17 protein-coding genes and 1 tRNA gene are annotated in these 23,132 nt (G+C 69.6%); 7 read left to right on the top strand and 11 right to left on the bottom strand.

The annotated features are described in order from the left end of the window. Positions 1-123 precede the first annotated feature (123 nt). From QE399_RS15580 to QE399_RS15565, 4 genes are all read right to left on the bottom strand, one after another. Positions 124-1,353 carry a YeeE/YedE family protein gene (locus QE399_RS15580; protein WP_309830025.1) on the bottom strand — a complete coding sequence of 410 codons (1,230 nt, stop codon included), beginning with the start codon at positions 1,351-1,353 and terminating at the stop codon, positions 124-126. Between the two features lie 156 nt (positions 1,354-1,509). Continuing rightward, entirely contained in the window at positions 1,510-2,508 is a 999-nt protein-coding gene (locus tag QE399_RS15575; RefSeq protein WP_309830023.1) for a sulfurtransferase, read from the bottom strand. 202 nt (positions 2,509-2,710) lie between these two features. Continuing rightward, positions 2,711-2,784, bottom strand: a tRNA-Gly gene (locus QE399_RS15570). 150 nt (positions 2,785-2,934) lie between these two features. Next, a complete protein-coding gene (locus tag QE399_RS15565) occupies positions 2,935-3,894 on the bottom strand; it encodes an RluA family pseudouridine synthase (protein WP_309830021.1) in 960 nt (319 codons plus the stop codon). A 230-nt stretch (positions 3,895-4,124) separates the two neighbouring features. Between QE399_RS15565 and QE399_RS15560 the strand changes: the two genes are divergently transcribed. Further along, a complete protein-coding gene (locus QE399_RS15560; protein ID WP_309830019.1) occupies positions 4,125-6,524 on the top strand; it encodes an AsmA family protein in 2,400 nt (799 codons plus the stop codon). Between the two features lie 32 nt (positions 6,525-6,556). Here the strand turns inward: QE399_RS15560 and QE399_RS15555 are convergent, their stop codons facing one another. Together QE399_RS15555 and QE399_RS15550 are read right to left on the bottom strand one after the other, a co-directional pair. Next, on the bottom strand, positions 6,557-7,375 hold the full coding sequence (locus QE399_RS15555) for a sensor histidine kinase (protein ID WP_309830017.1): 819 nt from the start codon (positions 7,373-7,375) through the stop codon (positions 6,557-6,559). 56 nt (positions 7,376-7,431) lie between these two features. Further along, positions 7,432-8,148, bottom strand: coding sequence for a response regulator transcription factor (locus tag QE399_RS15550; protein WP_309832137.1), 717 nt, complete (start codon positions 8,146-8,148; stop codon positions 7,432-7,434). A gap of 683 nt (positions 8,149-8,831) precedes the next feature. Between QE399_RS15550 and QE399_RS15545 the strand changes: the two genes are divergently transcribed. From QE399_RS15545 to QE399_RS15520, 6 genes are all read left to right on the top strand, one after another. Beyond that, the gene (locus tag QE399_RS15545) at positions 8,832-9,317 is read left to right on the top strand and encodes a hypothetical protein (protein ID WP_309830015.1); all 486 of its coding nucleotides are present in this window, start codon (positions 8,832-8,834) and stop codon (positions 9,315-9,317) included. A gap of 94 nt (positions 9,318-9,411) precedes the next feature. Beyond that, a complete protein-coding gene (locus tag QE399_RS15540) occupies positions 9,412-9,852 on the top strand; it encodes a hypothetical protein (protein WP_309830014.1) in 441 nt (146 codons plus the stop codon). 73 nt (positions 9,853-9,925) lie between these two features. Further along, positions 9,926-11,677, top strand: coding sequence for a DUF4384 domain-containing protein (locus tag QE399_RS15535; protein WP_405043756.1), 1,752 nt, complete (start codon positions 9,926-9,928; stop codon positions 11,675-11,677). A gap of 38 nt (positions 11,678-11,715) precedes the next feature. Continuing rightward, positions 11,716-13,014, top strand: coding sequence for an SEL1-like repeat protein (locus tag QE399_RS15530; RefSeq protein ID WP_309830012.1), 1,299 nt, complete (start codon positions 11,716-11,718; stop codon positions 13,012-13,014). A 313-nt stretch (positions 13,015-13,327) separates the two neighbouring features. After that, positions 13,328-13,540 carry a hypothetical protein gene (locus QE399_RS15525; RefSeq protein WP_309830010.1) on the top strand — a complete coding sequence of 71 codons (213 nt, stop codon included), beginning with the start codon at positions 13,328-13,330 and terminating at the stop codon, positions 13,538-13,540. Positions 13,541-13,655: 115 nt separating this feature from the next. Next, a complete protein-coding gene (locus QE399_RS15520) occupies positions 13,656-14,102 on the top strand; it encodes a lysozyme inhibitor LprI family protein (protein ID WP_309830009.1) in 447 nt (148 codons plus the stop codon). A 272-nt stretch (positions 14,103-14,374) separates the two neighbouring features. On the opposite strand, the gene QE399_RS15515 is transcribed toward QE399_RS15520, so the two are convergent. The 5 genes from QE399_RS15515 to QE399_RS15495 form a co-directional block, all read right to left on the bottom strand. Further along, positions 14,375-17,707: an error-prone DNA polymerase gene (locus tag QE399_RS15515; RefSeq protein ID WP_309830007.1), complete on the bottom strand. Its 3,333-nt coding sequence runs from the start codon at positions 17,705-17,707 to the stop codon at positions 14,375-14,377. 57 nt (positions 17,708-17,764) lie between these two features. Next, a complete protein-coding gene (locus QE399_RS15510; protein ID WP_309830006.1) occupies positions 17,765-19,126 on the bottom strand; it encodes a DNA polymerase Y family protein in 1,362 nt (453 codons plus the stop codon). Next, the gene (gene imuA / locus QE399_RS15505) at positions 19,092-19,949 is read right to left on the bottom strand and encodes a translesion DNA synthesis-associated protein ImuA (protein WP_309830004.1); all 858 of its coding nucleotides are present in this window, start codon (positions 19,947-19,949) and stop codon (positions 19,092-19,094) included. The genes QE399_RS15510 and imuA overlap by 35 nt, the downstream gene beginning before the upstream one ends. A gap of 89 nt (positions 19,950-20,038) precedes the next feature. Next, positions 20,039-21,364 carry an HD-GYP domain-containing protein gene (locus QE399_RS15500; RefSeq protein WP_309830002.1) on the bottom strand — a complete coding sequence of 442 codons (1,326 nt, stop codon included), beginning with the start codon at positions 21,362-21,364 and terminating at the stop codon, positions 20,039-20,041. Between the two features lie 369 nt (positions 21,365-21,733). After that, on the bottom strand, positions 21,734-23,116 hold the full coding sequence (locus QE399_RS15495) for a CoA transferase (protein WP_309830000.1): 1,383 nt from the start codon (positions 23,114-23,116) through the stop codon (positions 21,734-21,736). Positions 23,117-23,132: the final 16 nt, after the last annotated feature.

The following is a 23,132-nucleotide window of genomic DNA, read 5'->3' as shown; positions in this document are numbered from 1 at the left end:
GCGCGTCAGCAAACATCCCAACATGGCGCCCGCCATGCCCCGCCCGCCGGGCTTTTCACTACGTTTTCGATAGCTGCATGCACCCGTATCCATTGGGCCGCAGGCCGCTATGGCTTGAATCGATCACCGCAGCAGCCGGCGCTTCGCGGCGAGCCCCAGCCCCACGGCGGCAAAGACCGCTGCGCCGAAAACCCACCCCGACAGGGCCCCCGCCATGCTGCCCGACAGCAAGGTGCCGATGGTGCAGCCCAGGCCCGTCATCGCGCCCCAGCCCAGCAGCACACCGCCGGCCACGCCGCGCGATGCATCCCGCCACGTGGGCCAGCGCGGCGCAAACTGCCGGCTCGCCAGCGCGGCGACGAAGGCGCCCGCCACCAGCCCGCCGATCAGCGCCGCGTTGGGCGTGAGCCAATGGGCCGTCGGCGCGGTGGCGCAGCCGGCAAAGCCGTCCAGGCCATTCAGGCGGTCCGGAATCCAACCCAGCCCCTGCGCCCACGAACGCGCCGCACTACCCAGCGTGGCCGTCACGCCCAGGGGCCGCATGCGCACGATCACCAGCGCACCGATTACACCCACCGCCAGCCCGCCCAGCCAATACGGCCACCGCCCCTGCCACAGCCGGGCCCAGGCCGCGCCCAGTGGCGGCACGCCCGCGCCCGGCGAATCCACGCGGGCCGAGACCGCCGAGGCGGCCGGCTCTGCAGGCATCTGGCCGCCCTGGCGGGCAAAACCCCGCCACAGCCACGCGGCCACGGCCAGCAGCACGCTGCCCTGCAGCAGCAGTGCGCCGCCATAGCCCAGATGGGCCGGCAGCCACACGACGGGCGCATCCGCCACGCTCCAGCTGTAGAGCGCGTTCCAGCTCTTGAAGCCCAGGATGAAACCCAGCGCCGTGCCCAGCAGTGCGAAGGGCGCGACGGCCGAGCCTTCGGCCAGCCGGTACCAGTGCGCGCTGATGCACGAGCCCGACACCACCATGCCCAGGCCGAACGCCAGCCCGGCCAACACCAGCACGCCGCTCACCGGCCCGATGTGCATGTCTGGCGGCAGGGAACCCGCACGCGGGTCCGGCACCCAGGCACCCAGCACCGCCGTGGTCGCCACCACGCCGATGCCCAGGGCCAGCACGATGGACAGCAGCCCCCGCGGGTCGCGGCCCTCGAACCAGTCGCGGGCATGGCAGTAGAAGCAGAACCGTGCGCGCTGCAGCACCAGGCCCAGCGCCGCACCCACCAGCCACGCGAAGGCCAGCGTGCGCCCGCCGCTGGCCGCCCATTGCGGCAGGCCTTGCGCCACTCCCAGCACCCCCACCAGCAGCGCCGCGGCTGCCAGCGCATGGATCGACAAAGGCATCGTCCCGTCCCTTCCCCAACTGCTCACGCCAAAAAAAAGCCCGCACGAAGCGGGCTGTGAAGGAGACCCCCTACTGACAAAACATGAACCGCGGGTCAGGCGGTGCCGGGGCGGTGCCGCGTCAACCGGCTGTAGCGCGGCCCGGCTGGCAATCCTTTACTTGGCGGCCCACACGGTGCCGGACGGATTGGTGATGGGCACGCCCACCGCGTTGCCGTACTCAGTCCAAGAGCCGTCGTAGTTCTTCACCGAATACCCCAGGATCTTGTTCAGCGCGAACCAGGTGTGGCTGGAACGCTCGCCGATGCGGCAGTACGTGATGATGGGCTTGCTGCCGTCGATGCCCACGGCGGCGTAGAGCTTGCGCAGATCGTCTGCGGACTTGAACGTGCCGTCTTCGCGCACCGCCTGACCCCAGGGCACATTGGCGGCGCCGGGAATGTGGCCCGCGCGGATCGACAGCTCGGGCACGCCCGCCGGGGCGAAGACCTTGCCGCTGTACTCATCGGCCGAACGGATGTCCACCAGCTTGGCCTCGCTCTTGCCCTCGGCCGCAGCCAGCGCATCCGACAGGCGGGCCCGCAGGTTCGTGTTCACGGCCGCCACGCGGTAGGTGGTGGCGGCGTATTCGGGCACGCGGTTGTTGAGGGGCCGGCTCTCGGCCTCCCACTTCTTGCGGCCACCATCGAGCAGCTTGACGTTCTTCACGCCGTAGATGTCGAACACCCAGGCGCCCCAGGCAGCGAACCAGTTGTTGGTGTCGCCGTAGAGCACCACGGTGGTGTCGGGCGCCACGCCGGCCTTGGACAGCAGCGCCTCGAAGGCCTCCTTGCCGACGATGTCGCGGCGCACCTTGTCGTTCAGGTCGTTATGCCAGGAGAAGTTCACGGCACCGGGCACATGGCTGCGCTCGTACAGGCCGGGGTTCACGCTCACCTCGATCACGCGCACCTTGGCGTTGTCCAGGTTCTGGGCCAGCCATTCGGTGGTCACCAGCGGGCCCGCGGCGGTGGCGCCGCCCGTATTCGCGGCGGCCAGGGGCGCCCAGGCCGCGCCGACGAGCCAGGTGCCCACCCAGGCCCAGCGGCGCAGGCGGTGGCGCACCCCATGGCGGGTGGCCGTCGATGTCTGGTGCTGTGCCAACGTATGCGTCATGTCCCTCGGTCCTTTCGTTGCAGATCGGCAGCCTTGCTGGTGCCGTTGCAACGGAATCTAAGGGCCGCGAAGGCGCCGGCCAACCAAGCAAAACGTGCTTGCTTATGCGCAAAGCATTGAGCGGAGTGCTTGCGGCAGGCAGCCGGCCTCAAAAGCAAAAAGCCCGCGTCGGGCAGGACGGCGGGCTTGGCGGGAAGGAATCTGGAGCGGGTGAAGGGAATCGAACCCTCGTATGAAGCTTGGGAAGCTGCCGTTCTACCATTGAACTACACCCGCATGGTGCTGCAGCGCTGGGTTGGCATGGGGCCTTGCCAGGCTGAACGAAGGATTATAGAGGCCCCGCGCTGCCGGCAGACAGGCCCAGGCATCCGATGCACCCAAGGCGCGGGCGGCGGCGCCATAGCACCGCGGCTTCCAAGGCGGGCGTTAAGCCATCGGCCCCGCGGTGCCCGTACGGGGCGCGATCGGCGACAGGTCCGCCAAGGCGTGCAGCCGCAGAAGGCTGTCGAACCTGCGCGGCTCCCCCGTCAGCGGATCGGTGAATGCCAAGGACCGCGCCAGCAACTGCAGGGGGTTCGAGTAATCGCCTTCGGGCGGATCGTTCACTTCGGGGTAGAAGGCATCGCCGCAGAGGGGCAGGCCCAGCGCAGACATGTGCACTCGCAGCTGGTGGCGCTTGCCGGTGACGGGCGACAGCCGGTAGCGTGCCCAACTGCCCAGGCGCTCGATCACCTCCATGTGGGTGCAGGTGTTCGGCTCGCCGGCGACTTCGTGCATGCGAAAGAACTGCGCGCTTTCCTCCATCCGGCTGGTGTGCGTGCGCGGAAACGGCAGGTCTTCACGCCAGGGGGCGATCGCCTCGTAGGTCTTGTGCACGGTGCGGTCGCGGAACAGTGCCTGGTAGCGCCCCCGCGTGCTGCGCTGCACCGAGAACAGCACCAGGCCGGCGGTGTCGCGGTCGATGCGGTGCACGGGGGACAGCTCGCGCAGCTGCAGCCGGCGCTTGAGGCGCACCAGCAGCGTCTGCTGCAGGTAACGGCCGGAGGGCACGACGGGCAGGAAGTGCGGCTTGTCGGCCACCAGCAAATGCTCGTCCTGGTAGAGGATGGATTCCGCGAAGGGAATCTCGCGCTCCTCTGGCAGCTCGCGGTAGTAGTACAACCGGACACCCGGCCGCACCGGCTGCTGCGGCGTGGCCGGGACGCCGAATTCGTCCACCACCTCGCCCAGTGCCATGCGACGCAGCCAGTCGTCGCGGCTCACGGCCGGCAGGTGGTGGGCCAGGAAGTCCAGCACCAGGCCCTGCGCTGCGGCAGGTTGGACCACGCAACTGGGACTCACGCCGTCCCGCACGGGCAGGACACGAGGATCGTGGCTGTTGTACATGGCGGGCGATTGTAGGCAGCACCGACCGCCTTGTTGATGACGCCAGCGGTGCTGTAGGACAAGAGCGGCAAACGGTTCGCGATACGGTGCAACGGCAGCCCGCCGCACTAGCATTCGGGCCAAAGACTCCTACCGGTGTTCCGCCGGTGCAGCAGCAGGCGAGGTTCCGCACGCCGTACGTGCCCATCCGGCCCTGCCCCGCCGCAGCGCCGCAGGAACCCGCCATCGACATGACCGCTGATTCACCCGCCTCGCCCTCCGCCGCCGCTACCCGCCCGTCCCGAAAGACGCACTGGGTGATTCGGTGGCTGCTGGGTACGTTGGCCGCACTGGTGGCCCTGCTGGTGGTGGCGGCCATCCTGATCACCCATTGGGACTGGAACCGCCACAAGCCGTGGATCAACGAGAAGGTGAGCGAGGCCACCGGCCGCCGCTTCGCCATCGAAGGGGATCTGTCGGCCGATTGGCACTGGCCCCAGCCGCTGGAAACCGGCTGGCGCCGCTGGGTGCCCGGCGTGACAGTGCAGGCCCGGCAGCTGGTGATGGACAACCCACCGCAGTTCGCGATCGCAGAAGAGCCCGCGGCCGGGGACAAGACCCTGCCCGCCGTGCCGCGCAAGCCCGCGCCCCGGCGGGTGACGGCGGCAGCCAGCGCGGATGCACCGGCTGCGGCAGCGTCGTCAGCGGCGTTGGCCGCCTCGGCTGCGTCCGCCGCGAACGGAGCCGCTTCCACCCCGGCCGTGCAGGCCTCGGCGGCGCAGACGCAGCCTGCACCAACCGCCGTCTCCAGCGCCCTGGCCCGGGAGAACGGCGACCCCGAAGCCGATGCGCCACCACGCCCGCCCGAGACCATGGGCACCATCGGCAGTGCCAGCGCCACGCTGCAGCTGCTGCCGTTGCTTGCACGCACCGTGGTGCTCGACACCGTGGTGCTCACGGCACCGGACATCGTGCTCGGCCGCAAGTCGGATGGCACCAACAACTGGACCTTCCAGCGGCGCGAGGACAGCGGCGAAACCGAACCGAAGGACAACCCCTGGGATCTGAGCGTAGGCCAGCTCATCATCCGCGGCGGCTGGCTGGGTTATTCCGACGGCAGCAAGGACCTGGCGCTGCGTGCCCGCATCGACACCATCGACACGCCCGCCGGGCAGGCTCCGGGCAAGTACGGCGTGCGCGTCGGACTGGAGGGGCGCTACGGCAAGGCGCGCGTGCAGGGCGAGGGCCAGGGCGGCTCCATCCTCTCGCTGCGCGACAAGGTGGTGAACTATCCGCTGCAGTTCAAGGCCCGCGCCGGCAGCGTGCAGACCGAGGTCGAGGGCATCCTCGCCAACCCCGCGGCGCTGGACGGCATGGACCTGCAGGTGATGCTCAAGGCCAGCAGCATGGCAGACCTCTATGCCCTGACCGGGCTCGTCCTGCCCAACACGCCGCCCTTCCAGACGCGTGGGCACCTGGTGGGCAATCTGCGCCCCGATCAGGCCACGTGGGAGTACCGGGAGTTCCATGGCACCGTGGGTGAAAGCGACCTGCACGGCGGCCTGAAGTACACCTCCGGTCAGCCCCGGCCCAAGCTGCAGGGCACGATGACCTCCAAGCAGCTGCGGCTGGCCGACCTGGGCCCCGTCATCGGCACGCCCAGCGAGGAAGGCAAGGCGCAGACGGGCACTTCAAAGCGGCCCGGCAAGGTGCTGCCCGACTCCGCCTTCGCCACGGACCGCTGGAACGCCATGGACGTGGACCTGACGTTCACCGGCGAGCGCATCGTGCGCCCCGGCAGCCTGCCGATCGAGAACCTGAACGTGCACGCCGTGCTCGACAATGCGCAGCTGACGCTGTCGCCGCTGCGCTTCGGCGTGGCGCAGGGCAAGATCGACTCGCAGGTGGTGCTCGACAGCCGCTCGGGCCCGCTCAAGACGCAGCTGCGCGGTACGGTGGAAGGGTTGCGCCTCTCTGCCCTCTTCCCTGAGGTAGACCTGATGAAGAAGAGCTTCGGGCGGCTGGATGGCGCGGTCGCCCTGGCGGCCAATGGCAACTCGGTCGCCCGCATGCTGGGCAGCAGCTCGGGCGAGGCCCGCCTGTACATCCGCGATGGCACCTTCAGCAAGCAGATGCTGGACCTGGCCGCGCTCAATGTGGGCAGCGTGGTGGTGGCCAAGCTGTTCGGCGAGAACGAGGAAGTGAAGCTGCGCTGCGCCGTGGCCGACTTCGCCGTGAACAACGGTGTGGCGCAGACACGCTCGGTCAAGCTCAGCACCGACGAAGCCGTGGTGCAGGCCACTGGAACCGTGGATCTGGGCAACGAGCGGATGGATCTGCGCATCAAGCCGGAATCGCTGCAATGGAAATTCCTGTCCCTGCGCACGCCGCTGTATGTGCGGGGTACCTTCGCTGATCCGAAGGTGGGCGTGGAAGCCGGCCCGCTGCTGCTGCGTGCCGGGGCGGCGGTGGCTGCAGTCGCCGTGGCGCCCGTGGCACTGGCCCTGGTGCCCATCACCGTGCCCGCGGCAGACGACGACGAGAACTGCGCCGCCCTGCTGGCGCGGGCCAACGACGCGGTCAAGACCGGCAAGCCCGGCGCCGCACGGCCGGCCCGCGCTCCGGCATCCGCCGCTTCGCCCGCGCGCTGAGCCCTCCTCGCGCGCAGCGGCGGCGCCCCCCGTCAACGGTCTGCGGGTACGGTCACCTGTACCACCACGCCGCCCTGGGCGCCGTTCAGCACTTGCAAGGTGCCGCCAGCCCGCGCCACGCGCTCCCGCATGCTCGCCATGCCCAGGCCGGTGTGGACCAGGCCGCCGGGTGGCAAGCCCCGGCCGTTGTCCGAGACGGTCAGGTGCCATGCACGGCCTAAAGGCGTTTCCTGCAGGACCAGGGAGACCGACACCTCTGTGGCCTGCGCATGCTGCAGCACGTTGCTGACAGCTTCACGCACCACGCAGGTCAGCTCCCGGGCGCGCGTGCCCGCAGGCACGCCCTGGGCCCACTCCACGGACCAGACGAGCCGGATGTGGCGGCCCTCCAGCACCGGCTGCAGACGGTGCCGCAGGCGCGCCAGACTGTCCGTCAGCGCATCGTCGTGGCCATCCATGGAGTCCACCAGCAGGCGCGCATCGAGCATGCACTGCTCCAGCGCCTGCCGGGCCTGCGCAGGGGCATCGGCGTCCAGCAGCGCCATGGCGCTGACCAGTTGCGAGCCGATCTGGTCATGCAGATCGCGTGCGATACGGCGGCGCTCGTCCCGCAGTTCGGGACTGGGCCGCAGGTGGCGGCGCGGGCGCCACCGCAGCACGCGCGGCAACTGCGGCAGCAGCAGCGCGCCCATGCCCAGATTGCACGCCAGGCTGGCCAGGTACCAGCCCAGCCAGCCGCTCTGCGCCAGGGGCGCATGCAGCCAGAGCAGCACCCCGACATGCACCGCCAGTTGGGCGGCCCAGAGCCCCACACAGGCCAAGGCGAACACGGGAGGACGGGAGAGGAACACGGTGCATCAGCCGTCAGGCACGACCCCAGGGCGTCAGGCAGCAGATCGCTTCCGGATCAGAACAGGCCTCTGAGCGAGGCGAAGCGTACCGCCTGGGCCCGCGTGCGCACCTGCAGCTTGCGGTAGATGTTCTTGATGTGCGTGTTCACGGTCATGGCACTAATGAGCAGGCGGGCGCCGATTTCCGCGCTGGTGTAGCCGCTGGCCACCATGCGCAGCACTTCCTTCTCGCGTACGGACAGGCGCTCGGTGTCCGGGGCGTCCTGCCGCCGCGCAGGCGATGCGCTGGCGGAGGTACCCTGGTCGAAACGCTGGAGGAGCCGCCGGGCCAGATTCGGCGTGATGGAAGCACCACCGTTGGCCACTTGCAGGACGGCCTGGGGGTAGTTGCCGAACCAGGAGTTCTTCACCAGGTAGCCGGTGGCGCCCAGTTCGAAGGCCCGCAGCACTTGTTCGTCCGCGTCCATGATGGAGATCATCACCGCCTCGGCCGAGGGCCGTGCGGACTTCATGCAGTCGATGAGCGTGAAGCCCTCGCCATCGCCCAGGTGCAGGTCGACCAGCATCACATCGAATTCATGCTGCTTGATAGCACGGCGTCCCTCCCGCACATTGGTCGCCTGGCCCACCAGCAGCGTGCGCGGGTCGGCCATGAGTTCCTGGCCGATCACGCGGCGCATGTGCGCGTCGTCATCGATGAGCAGCACCCGCACCGGCTTTTCGACCTGGCCGGCCAGAAAGTCCGGCCACACGGATGGCGGGTTGCGGTGCATGGCGAACTGCCCTCCCGACAAAGCGCCCCGTTCGAGTACCGCCACGGCGCCATCGCATTCGCCCACTGTCACTCCAACACTTGTCATAGGTGCTCCTCTCTTGTATTCCGGTGCGACTTTTGATTACGAAAAGCACACCGGGATGAATTAAAGAACAAATATCTACATGCGGGCTGTCGTTTATACAGAGGTTACTTTAGACACAATTAGATACTAACCATTAGATAAACGCGGCCGGGACATCACGGATAACCAGAAACAACCCTACTACTCGAGAGAAGTGCAAAACGCATATTCCACAGAGAGGAAAAGGCTGGAAGCCATCGGTACTTATCCGCGTCATATTCCGGTCATTCAATCTTGCGCAAGCCTCCTGTCGTTAAACACATGCCTCGCTTGCCATTACTTTTGTTTCATTTGGACACTACCGGCAATGGCACGTCCAGAAATCGATTGAGACCTCTCTGGAGTGGCTGAAAACAAGGGGGCCTAGCCTCCTGTGCAAGGGTGTTCACGCGCCACAAGCCGGCTACCCCGATCCGGAGATGTTCGGCGGTGCCCCCGCATCACACACTGCAGCCAGACAACAGCACAGCGCCATATCGCTGATGTTGTCGACCCGCTGCCGGGACCGGAATGGGCCGGTTCCCGGCATGTGTCAGAAGCAACCAAGGAGTGTGATCATGAAGAAGCTTGCAATTCTCTCCCTCAGCCTGTTCGCCGCCAGCGCCTTTGCCTGGGGCAGCGGTGGTGGAAACAATGGCGGTGGCAATGGGGGCAACAACGGCGGCGGCAGCAGCACCCCCGAGATCAACATCAACGCCACCAGCCTGCAACTGACCTCGCTGTCGCACAGCTCGGTGAAGAACGACGCCGAGTTCGGCGGCGCGGCCCGCCAGAACCTGGCCAGCAACACCGGCTACGTGACCGTGGACGACACCTCCGTGCAGATGGTGTCCGCCAAGTACACGACAATCGCCAACAAGGCCAGCGGCTCGCAGGCCGTGGCCACGCAGAGCCTGGCCTCCAACATCGGCCACGTGAACGTCGGCGGCGAGCAACTGCAGCTGGTGGCTGCACGCAACTCCTACATCGGCAACTACGCCAACGGCAGCTCCAGCGCCGTGCAGAACATCTCCACCAACAACGGCTGCCAGGCCTGCAACTGATCGCAGCCCTACAGCACTGCCTGCCAGCAAGACCGCGCGCAGGCCCCGAGACGGGGGCCGGCCGCGGGCCTGCCTGGCGGGATGGAGGTCCACCATGGCATCAATCTCCGTGAAGCAGTTTTTTCTCCTCAAGGCAGGCGTCTGCCTGCTGACGGTCTTCACCGCCCCGGCCCTGCTGGCCGCGCCCGGCGAAGATCCGGTGATCCTGAACCAGCCGGTACAGCACCTGTCGCTGCCGCTGAACAATGCCGCCCGGTCCCAGGGACTGGAAACCCAGGACGACATGCCGTCCTATATCAAGGCCAAGGTGGCGCGGTTCGAGGCCAAGGCCTTCTCCGACCAGGCCGCCGGCATCGCCACGGACAGCGATGTGGTGACCCGCGCCAATGCCCAGGGCCAGCGCAAGACCTGCGTGCAGGAAGTGGGCAGCACCACGCCGGCCACCGGCGCCGCCGGGGCCTTCAACCGCTATGGACCGAGCCCGCAGCAGCAGGTGGTGGTGCTGCGCGGCGATCTGATCAACGTCTGCAACTGAACCGGACGGGCCCGCCAGCCGGCGCCACGGCGCTGGGGCGAGGATTGCCCGCCGGTTTCCGAGGGGGATGACCATGAGCACCGAACCTGTGGCCGGCCGCGTGGCCGGCTGGGGCCGCCGCCTGCGCCTTGGCGCCGGCCTGACGGCCCTCGCCACCTTGCTGGCGGGCTGCGCAACCCCCATGAACGCCCGCGAGGACGCGGCCTTCCACAGCCACGGCTATGCGGCGGACCGGCCCACCGTGCGGCCGGTGCGCTCGTTCTCGAGCTTCTCGGATTCGCTGATGTGCATGGACCACCTGTTCCGCGAGGCACAGTTGCCCACCACCCTCATCACCAGCAAGCAGATCCCTGACTTCTCCGGCCGCGTGGCCGTGGCGACCAAGGACATGGTGATCACCGCGCTGTCGCAGATGTCCCGCCTGTCCAACGCCTTCCGCTATGTGGACTACGAGGTGGACATCGCCCGCCAGGACACGGTGCAGAACCTCACCACCATCCTGCTCAACAACAACCAGATCCAGCTGCAGCGTCCGGCCCTGTACGTGTCGGGCGCCGTGGCGTTCGTGGACCAGAACGTCATCCGCAACAACATGGACATCGGCACCTCCGCCTCGCGGCTGGAAACAGGCTACAGCCGCACGCGCAACGCCACCGTGATCGGGCTGGAGATGCACCTGGGCGACTTCCGCAGCCGCACCATCATCCCGGGGCTGGACTCGGCCAACGAGATCGTCATCGGCAACGGGGGCCAGGGGCTGGACCTGGCCGGCCGCATCGGCAGCTACGGCGTGCAGTTCACCGTGGGCCGCGACTATGCCCAGGGCTCCGGCCCCGCCGTGCGCACGCTGGTGGAACTGGCCATGATCGAGCTGGTGGGCAAGTGGGCCCGCCTGCCCTACTGGCAGTGCCTCACGCTGGAGCAGAACCATCCGGACTTCCAGCGCCAGCTGCGCGACTGGTATGACGAGGGCGATGCCACGGTGCAGCGCCGCCTGGTGCGCAGTTCGCTCGCCACGCAGGGCTACCGCGTCGCCAGCGAACAGGACTGGGACCGCAACGCCGCGCAGACGCGCGAAGCCATCGCCCGCTACCAGGCCGACCAGGGCATGGTCGTCACCGGTGTGGTGGACTTCGCCACCTACGAGCGCGCGCTGCGCAGCTTCGTCGGCCTGGGGCCGGACGGCAAGCTGGTGCGCGTGGGCTGGGAGCCCCAGTCTGCCCAGCCGGCCGCCACGGCAGCCACCGCCGCGCAGACAGGCGCCACGGTGGCCTACGGCGCGCCGCCCGAACCGCGCACCATCGATCTGCAGATCGAGAACATCCTGATCGACCGCAAGGCCTTCGAGGTGGGTGAGCAGATCTTCCTGTCGGCCACGGTGTCTCGGGCCTCCTACCTGTCCTGCTACATGGGCAGCGCCAATGGCACGGTGATCCGCCTGCTGCCCAACGCCACCAACAGCTCGGGCTGGGTGTCCGCCCGCCAGGCCGTGCGCATTCCCGACTGGATGAGCCCCAACCCCGGCTTCGTGATGGACGCTGGCAGCCCGGGCACCGAAGGCGTGGCCTGCTTCGCCACCGACGAAGACGCCGTGGCCCGCCTGCCCGAAGCATTGCGCGGACCGGCCTTCAAGCCCGTGGCGGGCTACCCCACACTGGAGAGCGTGAATGTGGCGATAGCCCAGGCACTGGGCGCAGACCAATACACCGGCAACGCGATGTACTGGAACGTGGTGCCGCGCCGGGCGCCACCGCCGGCCCCGGCTCCGGCCCCCGCCGGCAACCCGGGCAATACCGGTAGCGGCAATGCCGGCGGTCGCAAGTAGGCCGGATCCACCGCGCCCACTGACTGACCGGAGCCGCCATGAACCGCCTCCCGCCATACCGAGCCGCCGGCCGGCCCCGCGCCGATTGGGCCGGCCTGGCCGGGCTGTTGCTGTGCCTGGGCCTGTGCGCGCCGGGTGCCGCCCTGGCCTGGTCACAGGCCCACGCACAGACGGGGCCGATCCTGGGCGACCAGACCCGCCCTGCCCCCATCAACCTGCCGCATGCCGGCATACAGGCGCCGGCCATGGAGCCGATGAGCGCGACCGAGCAAGCGCTGCAGCGCCTGCGTGCGCAGGCCGGCGGCGGCAGCAGCGGCGGCCAGGCGTTACCCAGTGCGCCCACTGACGCTGGTGCCGCCACCCGCCCACAGCCGCGTCACGCCATGCGCCCACCGCGCGCCGGCGCCGCGGACACCTCCGCCCGCGACGCGGCCTGGCTGCTGGGTCTGCTGGCCCTGCACGGCATCGCCATGCCGGCTGATCCTGCCCAGGCGCAGCAATGGTTCCACAAGGCCCGCCAGGCAGGGCACCCCCTGGCGCCCGCGGGCCTGGCCTGGTGCGCCATCGACGGCTGCACGACCGCCCCCAACCCGGCAGCGGCCCGGCCCTGGATTGCGCAGCTGCGCGCCGCCGACCCGGCGCGTGCCCTGTACCTGGAATGGTGGGTGGCGACGCGGCTGGCACCGCTGCCGCGCTCCGAGCCCCACTCGCTTCCCGGACCCGGACCGGGGCCTGGGCGCGATGCGGCGACGGGCGCGCAGCCCTACCATGCCCTGCTCCTGCGCGCCGCGCAGGCCGGCAGCGCTGGGGCATTGACCGAGCTGGGCCTGGAGAACGTGGCCCAGGGCCAGTTGCAACCGGCGCTGGAACGCTTTCGCGCAGCGGCCGAAAGGTCACCCGCGGCTGCCGGCAATGCACGGCGGCTGGCCAGCCAGCTGCAGGGCGAGGACCCGGTGCGGCCGAATGCCGGCGCCTCCGCCACGGGGCGAACCTCGGCCGAACAGTTCTTCGCCCAGGCGCTGCGCTATCACCGGGGCGAAGGCGTGCCCTCCAACTATGCGGAAGCCATCCGCCTGTACCAGGTGGCGGCGGCCAGCGGCAGCGCACCCGCCCGGCGCATGCTGGAGCTGATCTATTCACGTCCCGCGCCCGATGGCACGGTGGACATCGGCTGGATGCAGCAGCTCGCGCAGTTCGACGTGACCCGCCCCGGCAGCCTGCGGCCCGCCCTGCCCGCGCCCGGCCCGCAGCCGTTCTCGCGCGATCCCACGCCCCTGTACGACCTGGTTCCACCGGCCTGGCGCGACCTGGGGCCCGGCTCCGGGCCGATGCGCTGACGCCTGGCTGCATTGGAGGGCGCCGGAGGAACGCGGAACCAAGCACCTACGGAACGTCGCTGATCTTTGGTTTTTCCACGCAAGGCTCCCGCCGACCAAGTTTTGTCCTTGGCCACTGGGTACGCGTGGAATCAGCTGCGGAGAGCTGTTCTTGCAAAAGGATGCATATGCCTCATCAGACGCGTGCATCTCTGCCACTCTGGTAGAAGAGGGAGGCCATCCATTGATCCCATCTGCTCAGCCACGCGCCGGCTGCCGAGCGCAGCGGCGAGCAGCAACGGGGAATAAACTTCCGCCTCGATCATGATTCAGCTTGGATGACAGCCCTAACAACGGTCTGGGCGGCAGCCGCGAGTCGATTTCCGCGCAATGGCGCATACCCGATCTCTTTGCGGACTATTCTTCGGTCGTGCCACCGCAGGCCACGCGAGCACAAGGGCTTTCGGGCGGGATCGGCTCTCTCAGCATCGGCAATGATCTGGGTCAGCAGGTGCTGCGACCTGCTAGCAAGGAAGCGAAATTCTAGATAACTGACGACATTCTCGCGGAGCCTAAGCCTGAAGGACTGCTCGGGTTACGCTGTTCGTGCGCCTTAGCAAACACTTTTCCCCCAACCCTTTGGCTTATCGAGTCGGCATCAAATGAAAACAGCAACCAGGATGTTCATTCTCAGCTTCGCCGTCTTGGTGCATGGCTCTGGCGCACTGGCGTATGAAAGCACCGCTCTGGTCATCAAACGTCAGGCGCCTCCAGGCATCAGCAATGCGTTCTATGGATGTGTTGAAAAAGCGGAATCAGACAACATCGCGCTCGCTGCTTGCCAAGCTGCGGAGAAGACACGACAAGACGCGCGATTGAACACTGCTTATAAATCGCTGCTCAGCAAGCAGCTTGGCACGGCCAAGGACAGCCTGATTCGCGCAGAGCGCGCCTGGCTCGATTTCCACAACACCAGTAAAACCTTTGAGTCATCACTCTATGGCAGCGAAACGGTGAGCAGCTTTCAAGTCATGCAGAAAGAAATTTTTCGTCTCTGCGAACGTGCCAATGTTTTGGAAGAATATTTAACGATCGAAGCCGATCGGTAGCCGCAATCTGGCATTCACTGGAGCAGTCCATGGCCAAGTCAGAGGTTGCTCTGGGCGCCACGCAGTCGTTGGAACGGCTTGCGGCAGCGGACACGGACGAAAATCCAATAACGCAGATTCGGAAAAAGCCAGAGATCTGACGCATCAGTCGGAGTCTTATAACCCCCGTTCCTGGTTCTCTGATCCATCCACGGCGTAGTTGCGGCGCTCACGAAGCCTCTGTGAAGTTCCGCAGCAGCCTCGCATGATGGGCATGCCTGCCTGCCCGTACCTCAGTGGAAATCGCGGCTGCCGTCCAGCGCGCCACCCAGTCGGCCGAGCCACGGCGTCAGGTCCTTGAAGCGCTGGGCGATCAGGTGGCGCACGGCCGTGGGTGCGCCCTCCTCGCCGCCTCCATCGCCTCCCTCGCCGCCGCCACTGCTGCGCGGCGGCACGTTGCACTGCCAGATGCCTTCCACCGCCAGCAGCCGGGAGCGCAGCAGTGGCACGCGCCAGGTATCCACCAGGGCGGGCCAAACGATCACGTTGACCGGGCCGGTCTCGTCCTCCAGCGAGACGAACATCGTGCCGTTGGCGCTGCCCGGCCGCTGGCGCACCGTGACGATGCCGCAGGCGCGCACGCGGCGCCCGTGCGGCGTGGCCTGCAACTGCAAGGCGGACAACAGCTTCCAGCGCTCCAGGCGCGGGCGCAGCAGGGCCAGTGGATGGCGCCGCAGGGTGAAGCCGGTGCTGGCGTAGTCGAACAGGATCTCTTCGCCCTCGGGTGCCTCAGGCAGGGCCAGCGCGGGCTCGTCCACCGGGGCTTCGCGCAGCAGCGGCGGTGCGCGCAGCTGCGCGGCGGCGTCCCAGACCTGCTGGCGGCGGTGGCCCGACAGGGCCCGCAGCGCATCGGCGGCGGCCAGCGCCTGCAGGTCTGCCGGCTCCAGCCGGGCGCGCAGGGCCAGGTCTTCGGTGCTGGCGAAAGGGCGCGTGCCCGCATCGCTCCAGACGGCCAGGGTATCGAGCGCGTTCACCTCCGAAGACGCCGGCAGCCCTGCCACGCCGCGCGCCTGCAGCAGGCGCAGCACGGCCGGGCGGCCTAGACCGACCACCAGCCGCAGGCCCAGGCGCACGGCCGGCTGGGGTTGCTCCACGCCGGGCACGGGCTGCAGCGCGCCTTCGATCGTGCAGTCCCACCCGCTGACGGTGGCGTCGATGGGCAGCACGCGCACACCGTGGCGGCGCGCGTCCTGCACCAGCTGCGACGGCGAATAGAAACCCATGGGCTGCGAGTTGAGCAGCGCAGCCAGAAAGCAGGCCGGCTCGTGGCATTTGAGCCAGCTGCTGAAGTACGCCAGCTGGGCGAAGCTGTAGGCATGGCTTTCCGGAAAGCCATATTCGCCGAAGCCCAGCATCTGCTGGAAGATGCGCTCGGCGAAGTCCGGCGGATAGCCGCGGTCGGCCATGCCCTGCTTGAGCCGTCCCTCGAACTTGTGCACGCTGCCATGGCGCCGCCAGGCGGCCATGGAGCGGCGCAGCTCGTCGGCCTCGCCGGCGTCGAAGCCGGCGGCGATCATGGCGATCTGCATGACCTGCTCCTGGAAGATGGGCACGCCCAGGGTGCGCTTGAGCGCAGGGCGCAGGTCTTCCTTTTCCAGCACCAGCGGCTCGCCGCGCCGGGCCCGCTCCCGCGCCTGCAGATAGGGGTGGACCATGCCGCCCTGGATGGGTCCCGGCCGCACGATGGCCACCTCCACCACCAGGTCGTACAGCTTGCGCGGGCGCAGGCGCGGCAGCATGCTCATCTGCGCGCGGCTCTCGATCTGGAACACGCCCACGGTGTCGGCGCGGCAGATCATGTCGTAGGTGGCGGGGTCTTCGCGCGGGATCTCGGCCAGGCCCCAGCGCTCGCCGCGCAGGGCCGCGTAGGCGTCCAGGCCGCGGCGCAGCGCGCTCAGCATGCCGAGCGCGAGCACGTCCACCTTCAGCAGCTTCATCTCGTCCAGGTCGTCCTTGTCCCACTGGATGATGAAGCGCTGGTCCATGCTGGCGGGCTCCACCGGCACCAGCCGCGTGAGCTTGCCCTCGGTGAGCACGAAGCCGCCCACGTGCTGGCTCAGGTGGCGCGGAAAGCCCTTGAGACCGCGCGCCAGCTCCAGCCACAGGGCGGCCGTGTGCGCGCCGAGCGGCACGCCCACGTCGGCGGCCAGCGCCTGCAGCCGGTCTTCGGCGATGGTCTCGTCGAACCAGTGGTGGTCCTTGGCGAAGGCGTCCACCAGTGCGGGCGCCACGCCCAGGGCCTTGCCCACGTCGCGCAGGGCGCTGCGCGTGCGGTAGCTGATGACCACGGCGGCGATGGCGGCGCGCTCGGTGCCGTACTTGCCGTAGATGTACTGGATGACCTCTTCGCGCCGGTCGTGCTCGAAGTCCACGTCGATGTCCGGCGGCTCCTTGCGCACCTTGCTGATGAAGCGCTCGAACAGCAGCTCCGTCTTCTCGGGGTCGACGGCCGTGATGCCCAGGAAGTAGCACACCGCCGAGTTGGCGGCCGAGCCGCGCCCCTGGCACAGGATGCCCCGGCTGCGCGCAAAGCGCACGATGTCGTGCACCGTGAGAAAGTACATCTCGTAGCCCAGGTCGGCGATCAGGTCCAGTTCCTTCTGCACCTGGTGGCGCAGCGCCGGAGGCAGATCGGCATCGTTCGGATAGCGGCTGCGCACGCCTTCCCAGGTGAGCCAGGCCAGCGTCTGCTGCGCGGTCATGCCGGGCAGCACCGTCTCCAGCGGGTAGCGGTAGCAGATCTCGTCGAGCTGGAAGGTGCAGCGCTGCGCCACCTGCAGCGTGGCCGCCAGCAGGTGCGGCGGGTACAGCCCGGCCAGCCGGAGGCGGTGGCGCAGGTGCCGTTCGCTGTTGGGCTGCAGGGCCCAGCCGCATTCGGCCACGGGCTGGCCGGTGCGGATGGCCGTGATCACATCCTGCAGCGGCTTGCGGGTGGGCCGATGCATGTGCACGTCGCCCGCAGCCACCAGCGGCAGGCCCTGCTGCGTGCCGATGCGCTGCAGGGTGTCGAGCCACAGGCCGTCGTCCGGCTCCTGGTGCAGCTCCACCGCCAGCCACAGGTGGGAGCGCTGCCCTTTTGGCGCGAGCAGCGACACCGCATGGGCCACGTTCGCCGGGCACTGGCGCGCGGCGGAGACCGGATCCCGGGGGACGCCATCGGCGGCGGGCGCGTCACGGCGCGGGGCCAGCAGCAGCTCGCAGCCCCGCAGCAGCGCGAAGGGCGAGGCGTCATCTACCCGGTAGCTGCCTTTGGGCGCGTCTTTGCGTGCGGCCGTGATGAACTCGCACAGGTCGCCCCAGCCCTGCACGTCGCGCGCCAGCGCCACGATGCGCAGCGGCCCCCACAGGAACTCGCTGCCCACGATGAGGCGCAGTCCTTTCGCTTTGGCCTGCATGTGCGCCCGCACCACGCCGGCCACCGAGCATTCGTCGGTCAGCGCCAGCGCGGCATAGCCCCGCTCGACGGCGCGCTCCACCAGCTCCCAGGGATGGGAGGCGCCGCGCTGGAAGCTGAAGTTGCTCAGGCAATGCAGCTCGGCGTAATCGGGCAACACAGGCGGATTCATGGTGTTTTTGGCCTCCAGCGCTTATCCATCAAGCGCAAGCAGCTATATTTTTGATAGCTACGCATAGAACCCGTGCAGAAACCAGGCGGACTGCTCCTGCGCCTGGAGCAGGTCTCTGTAGATCCACACCCCGCCGACGGCGGCGTTGTGCGCCACGAAGTATTCGCGCCGCGCCAGGCCGGTGGCGCACTCCCCGGGCGCGCAGGCCCCTGCCGGCGCGGCCTGCTCCCACCAGCCGGCCTCGAAGCGCTGGGGCCCGACCAGCAGGTTCAGCGGTCCCTGCAGGCTGGGGCGGTGCCGCTGCACCCGCAAGGGCTGGGGCGGCTGGCTCAGCCAGGCCGGCCAGAGCGCGGCGCGCGGATCGGTGGCGCGGGTCAGCGCAGGCCGCGGGGCGGCGGCAGGCGTGCGGGCATGGACATCGGCCATGGGGTGCCAGCGCTGCATGCGCTCGGGGCGGTGGTCCGCATGTAGCTGCACGGCCTGGATGCGGTCCGCGCCCAGGCGGGCGGCCCAGCGCTCCTGCAGCTGGTGCCAGGGGTCGCCGGCGGCCTCTTCGGGCCCCGGCGGCAAGAGGCTGGCGCTGCCGGACTGCACCGGCCCCGTCTGCACGGCGCGCAGGGCGATGCGGTCCACCGGCGCTGCCAGCCGGCAGTGCGCCAGCCGTTCCGTCAGCAGACGCTGCAGGTGTGCCATCTCCTGGGCGGGTTCGGCCGTGCGCAGATCCATGCCGTCCCACGGCGGCAACTGCACGCCGTCGAGCCGGCGCAGGTGGTGGTGCCACTCCAGCCGCAGCACCAGCACGCCCTGGTGGCGCCCCTGCAACCACCGCTGCAGGGCCTGCAGCAGCCGGGCGGCCGACCACACCAGGGCGCCGGCCGATTCGACCAGGGCGGGCAACTCGGCCTCCAGCGCGAAGGTCTCGGGCAACGCGACCCAGCGCGGCTGGTGCGGTGCGTCGCCCCAGGCCTGGTCGAGCGCACGCAGCAGCCCGGCACCGAAGCGCCGCGCCACGCCGGCCCGCGGCAGCGCCCGCAGCGCGCCCCAGGTGCGGCAGCCCATGTGCTCCAGCGCGCGGGCATGCGGGCGCGCGTCGGTCAGGGTGTGCAGCGGCAGATCGTGCGGCAGGCGGCGCGGCAGCGGCCGTCCGGCCTGCACCATGCGCAGCCGGGCCAGGGCCTGCAGCGCGGTCGGCGCCTGCGCCTGCAGACCGGCATCGCCGGCATGGGGGCGCAGCTGTTCGAGCAGCGTCGGCAGCCCGCCCCACAGGCGCGCGGTGGTGGACAGCTCGATTAGCAGCGCCTCGTCGATCAAGGCCACGCGCGGCGACCACCGCAGCGACCACCACGCGTCGGCCTCCGGCGGCACGCCGGACGGCGCGGCCTCTTCATCCACGGCGCGGGGCAGTGCGATCCAGTGCATGGGGCACTCCGGGCACATCGGGCCGGCGCAGGGCCGGGCCGGGCATGGGATCGGCGGACGGGCGCAGCGGCGCGCCCCATCCGTGGCCGGCGTCCTGCTGCGCCAGCCGCTTGCGCCGCGCCTGGGCATCGAGCACCGCCGCCAGCGCGGCATTGCGCAGCGGCAGCACCACGGGCTCCAGCAAGGGCGGGCCGCGCCGCTTGACCAGGTGCACGTGCAACTGCGTATCGCGCCCCAGCACCCACAGGCGCAAGGGCGCCGGCGACGACTGCCCGCGCTGCGTGTCGGGGCGGAACACCCACAGCCAGCGCCCCTGCTGGGCGGCCGCCAGCTGCAGGCGGCGCAGGGTCTCCGGCCGCGCCTGGGGCAGCCAGGCCAGCACGGCCAGCACGTCGCGGCAGCGCAGCGCTTGCTCGCTGGCCCAGGCGGCTTCCGTGGCCTGGTGGGCGCCCGCCAGCACCCGGCACAGGCGCTGCGCGAGCAGGCCGCCCGCCTGCAATGCGGGCGCAAAGGGTTCGTGGGGCGGCGCGACCAGCACCACCCGGCCTGCCGCGCCCTCGGCGATGGCCTGCGCCAGGCCCGGCAGCACCAGCGGCCATTCGCGCACCGCCTGCGGGGGCTGCAGCACCTCGGCCATGGCGCCCAGGGGCCAGCCACCGCCCGGCAGCTGGGCGTCGAGCGCGGCATGGCCCGTTGGCCGCGTGCGCTGCAGGCCCGCCGCGGCCCAGTCGCTGCCCTGCCAGACGCCGGGCACCTCGCACGCCCTCCGCTGCGCCCCGGCCGGGGTCGCAGTGGTGAGGGAAAAGTGGGGCAGCGCAGACATGGTCAGCCATCGAATACTGTTCAAATATACAGTATTCGATGGCTGACGGGGTCCTCAACAACCCTGCCTCTGCCGCATGCGCCCGCCGGTCAGAGGGTGGCCAGCCCCTGTGCGCAGGCGTCGCGCCAGTCGGCCACGGCGGCATCGCCCTCGTCCGCGCGCTGGGCCAGATGCGGCCAGCGGCTGTGGCTGGCGTTGAGGATGCTCTGCAGCTGCCACAGCGCCTCGCGGCCCAGCAGGGCCAGTTCGGCCATGCCCTGGGCGTCGCCCTCCAGGTGCGGGAGCATCTCGGCCTGCTGGCGCGGGTGCGATCCGGCCTCGTACAGCGCCTTCTGCAGCGCCACGAGCCGCATGTCGATGAAGGCGCTGGCCTTGCCGGACGACAGCGCCAGCCCGTCGCCGGACAACCCGCCGCGCAAGCCCTCCCACGTGCGGAAAGCGGCCGACAGCACGTCGATGCACCGATCCACGTCCTGGCGAACGGCCGCCGGATCGGCATCCGTGGAGCCTTGCTGCAGCAGCGGCAGCAGCAGCGCCGTCAGCGCAGCGGGAAACTTGCGGTGGTTGAGCCGCAGCGACAGCGACAGGCGCTGGGCGGGCGCATCGCTGTATTTCTCGAAGAAGGCGGACACCACTTCCGCCAGGAGCAGGATCTGCCCCATGGGCGAGATCTGCGCGCCCGGCAGGCTGCGCGGATAACCCGTGCCATCCATGCGCTCATGGTGCTCCAGCACCGCGGTTTCCACCGACTTCGGGTAGGCCGCCAGCGCGCGGATGACGACCATGGCCGTCACCGGGTGCGCCACCAGGTGCTTGCGGCCTACGCCCGTGATCTTGTGCTCCGGATTGCGCCAGACCGGGTCCATGTGCAGCACGCCGATGTCGTGCAGCAGGGCCGCGGCGGCCAGCGGCGTGCAATCGCGCTCGCTCCAGCCGCTCTGCACCCCCAGGAACAGCGCCACCAGCATCATGCGCACGCTGTGCGCGAGCAGGTCGCCCCGCTGCTCCCGCATCACCGTCAGCTTGAAGGCCATGGGCCGGGGCAACGGCATGGCACGCACCGGCGCCAGCAGCCGCCCTGCCCCGCCCACGGCGGGCAGCAGCATGCGGACGAGCGGATCGCTGTGGCATTGCGCCTGCGCCATCTCCACCAGATCCGGCAGGGTGATCGCCTCTTGAACGCTCAGTTGCTGGTCGATGGAGCCGCGCAGCTTGTGCTGCACCAGCCGCTCGTAGAGCCGGCTGTCCACGCGGGCGCCCTTGTCCAGCAGCTTGATGCCGCTGTCGGTGTAGATGGCATCCTGCGCCACCACATGGCAGCGTTCGGCCATGTCGGTCACGGCGCGCAGGTAGTGGGAGTCGTCGACCTCGCCCTCGGCAGTCAGGCGATCGGCGGGCGGGAGGGATGCGTTCATGCAGGCAAGAAAGGCGGCTTCGGCAAGCCGCTGCTGCCAAGAATATAAGCCGCTTTCAGGACCCCGAATCCGAGGCCGGACTGAGAACGTGTTGACGATCTCGCAGGGGTCGCGTTGGAGCGCAATCGGGATGAGTGGAGGCTGCGGGTGCGCCGCATGGGCTCGTGCCCATGCAAGCAACCGGGGCGTTCAATCGCCCGATTTCGCTCCAACCCGAAGGGCAGCGGTGTGGGCGGGCGGTCTGCGGCGTTGCGGCGCTGGTGGATAGCAAAGGCTATCCACTGCGCACCGCGCCTTGCATCCCATCCCGCCCACACCGCTGCGCGACCCCTGGGAGATCGTCAACACGTTCTCAGGGTGGCGTACCGGTCACGTCCACGCCGGCGCATCCGTGCGCGGCGGGACCGCAGGCCGCGTCCAACCCGCGGGCGTGCGCTCCAGCACGGCACTGTGGCGCACCGACCGCAGCACGCCGAAGCCCGAAGCCGAGGTCTCCAGCCAGGGCGTGCGGTCTGGTGCCTGTGCACGCAGGCCGTGGGGCACGCGCCCCAAGGTGCGCAGCCAATGGCCGGTCTGCGCCAGCGAGACCTGCACATGCCAGCTGCCACCTTCGCGCTGCTGGCGGCGCAGGGCTGCGGCCGCACCGAAGGCGATGAGGTAGCCCGTGGCCTCGTCCAGGATCTGCAGCGGCAAGGGCTTGGGCCGGCCGTCGCCCATCGCCTCCCCCTCGGCCTGGTTGAAGCCCATGGCCGTCTGCACCAGCGAATCGAAGCCGCGCCGCGTGGCCCACGGCCCCTGCGTGCCATACGCCGTGAGCGACACATAGACGATGCCCGGGCGCTGCTGCGCCACGGTATCGGGCCCGTAACCCAGCGCCTGCAGGCCGCCGGGCCGGTAGCCCTGTATCCAGACATGCGCCTCGGCCAGCAGCCGCTGCATGGCGGCCCGGCCGCCAGCGCTCCGCAGGTCGACATGCACGGAGCGCTTGCCCCGGCTGGTTTCCGCGATGGCGGCGATGTTGGGCAGGTGCGGCGCATTCACCAGCATCACATCCGCCCCGTAGGCCGCCAGCGCCTTGCCGCCCACCGGGCCGGCCAGGATGCGCGTCAGGTCCAGCACGCGCACGCCCTCCAGAGGCCGCTGCCCGGCCGACAAGGGCGGCAAGGCCCGCGGCGGTGCATCGCCGATGCGCTCGATGGTGAACAGCGGCTGTGCCGCCACGGCCTGGCCCTGGGGTGTGGCGTCCCACTGCGCAAAGCTGCGCAGCGCGGTGGCCACCAGGCCGGCCGCCGCTGCGGCGGATTCGAAATCCAGCGCCTTCCACGCCATCAGCGCCGCCTCGGCATCGGCACGCGTGGCCTGCGCCGGGTCCAGCCCCAGCAGCCGCAGCGCGCCGTCGCGGTGGTGCGCAAAGTTGGCATGGATGCGCACGTGCCCGTCCGCGCAGCGGTACAGGCCCGAGAACGCATCCCACAGATCGGGCACTTCGCCATCCAGGCTGAACCAGCCCGTGCATTCGGTGCTGGCATGCGCCATGTCCACGCCCACCCGCTGGCGCGGTGCCCCGCGCTGGTGGCCCAGTTCGCAAGCCGCCAGGGCGGCGGCTGCGATGCTGGCCTGCGCCGCCGTGCCCACGGCGAACGACGACGGCAGCACGGGGTCTGCGCCCGTCAACGTCGCGCAAGCCAGCGCCTCAGGCGGCAAGGCCGCCTGAGTCCACAAGTCGCGCAGCACCTCCGAAGCAACGGCCATCGAGCACACCCCTTCT

The sequence above is a fragment of the Paracidovorax wautersii genome (genome assembly GCF_031453675.1).
Taxonomy (GTDB): Bacteria; Pseudomonadota; Gammaproteobacteria; order Burkholderiales; family Burkholderiaceae_C; genus Paracidovorax.
Note: the sequence above shows the minus strand (reverse complement) of the source record. Positions and strands in the feature narration are given on the sequence as shown.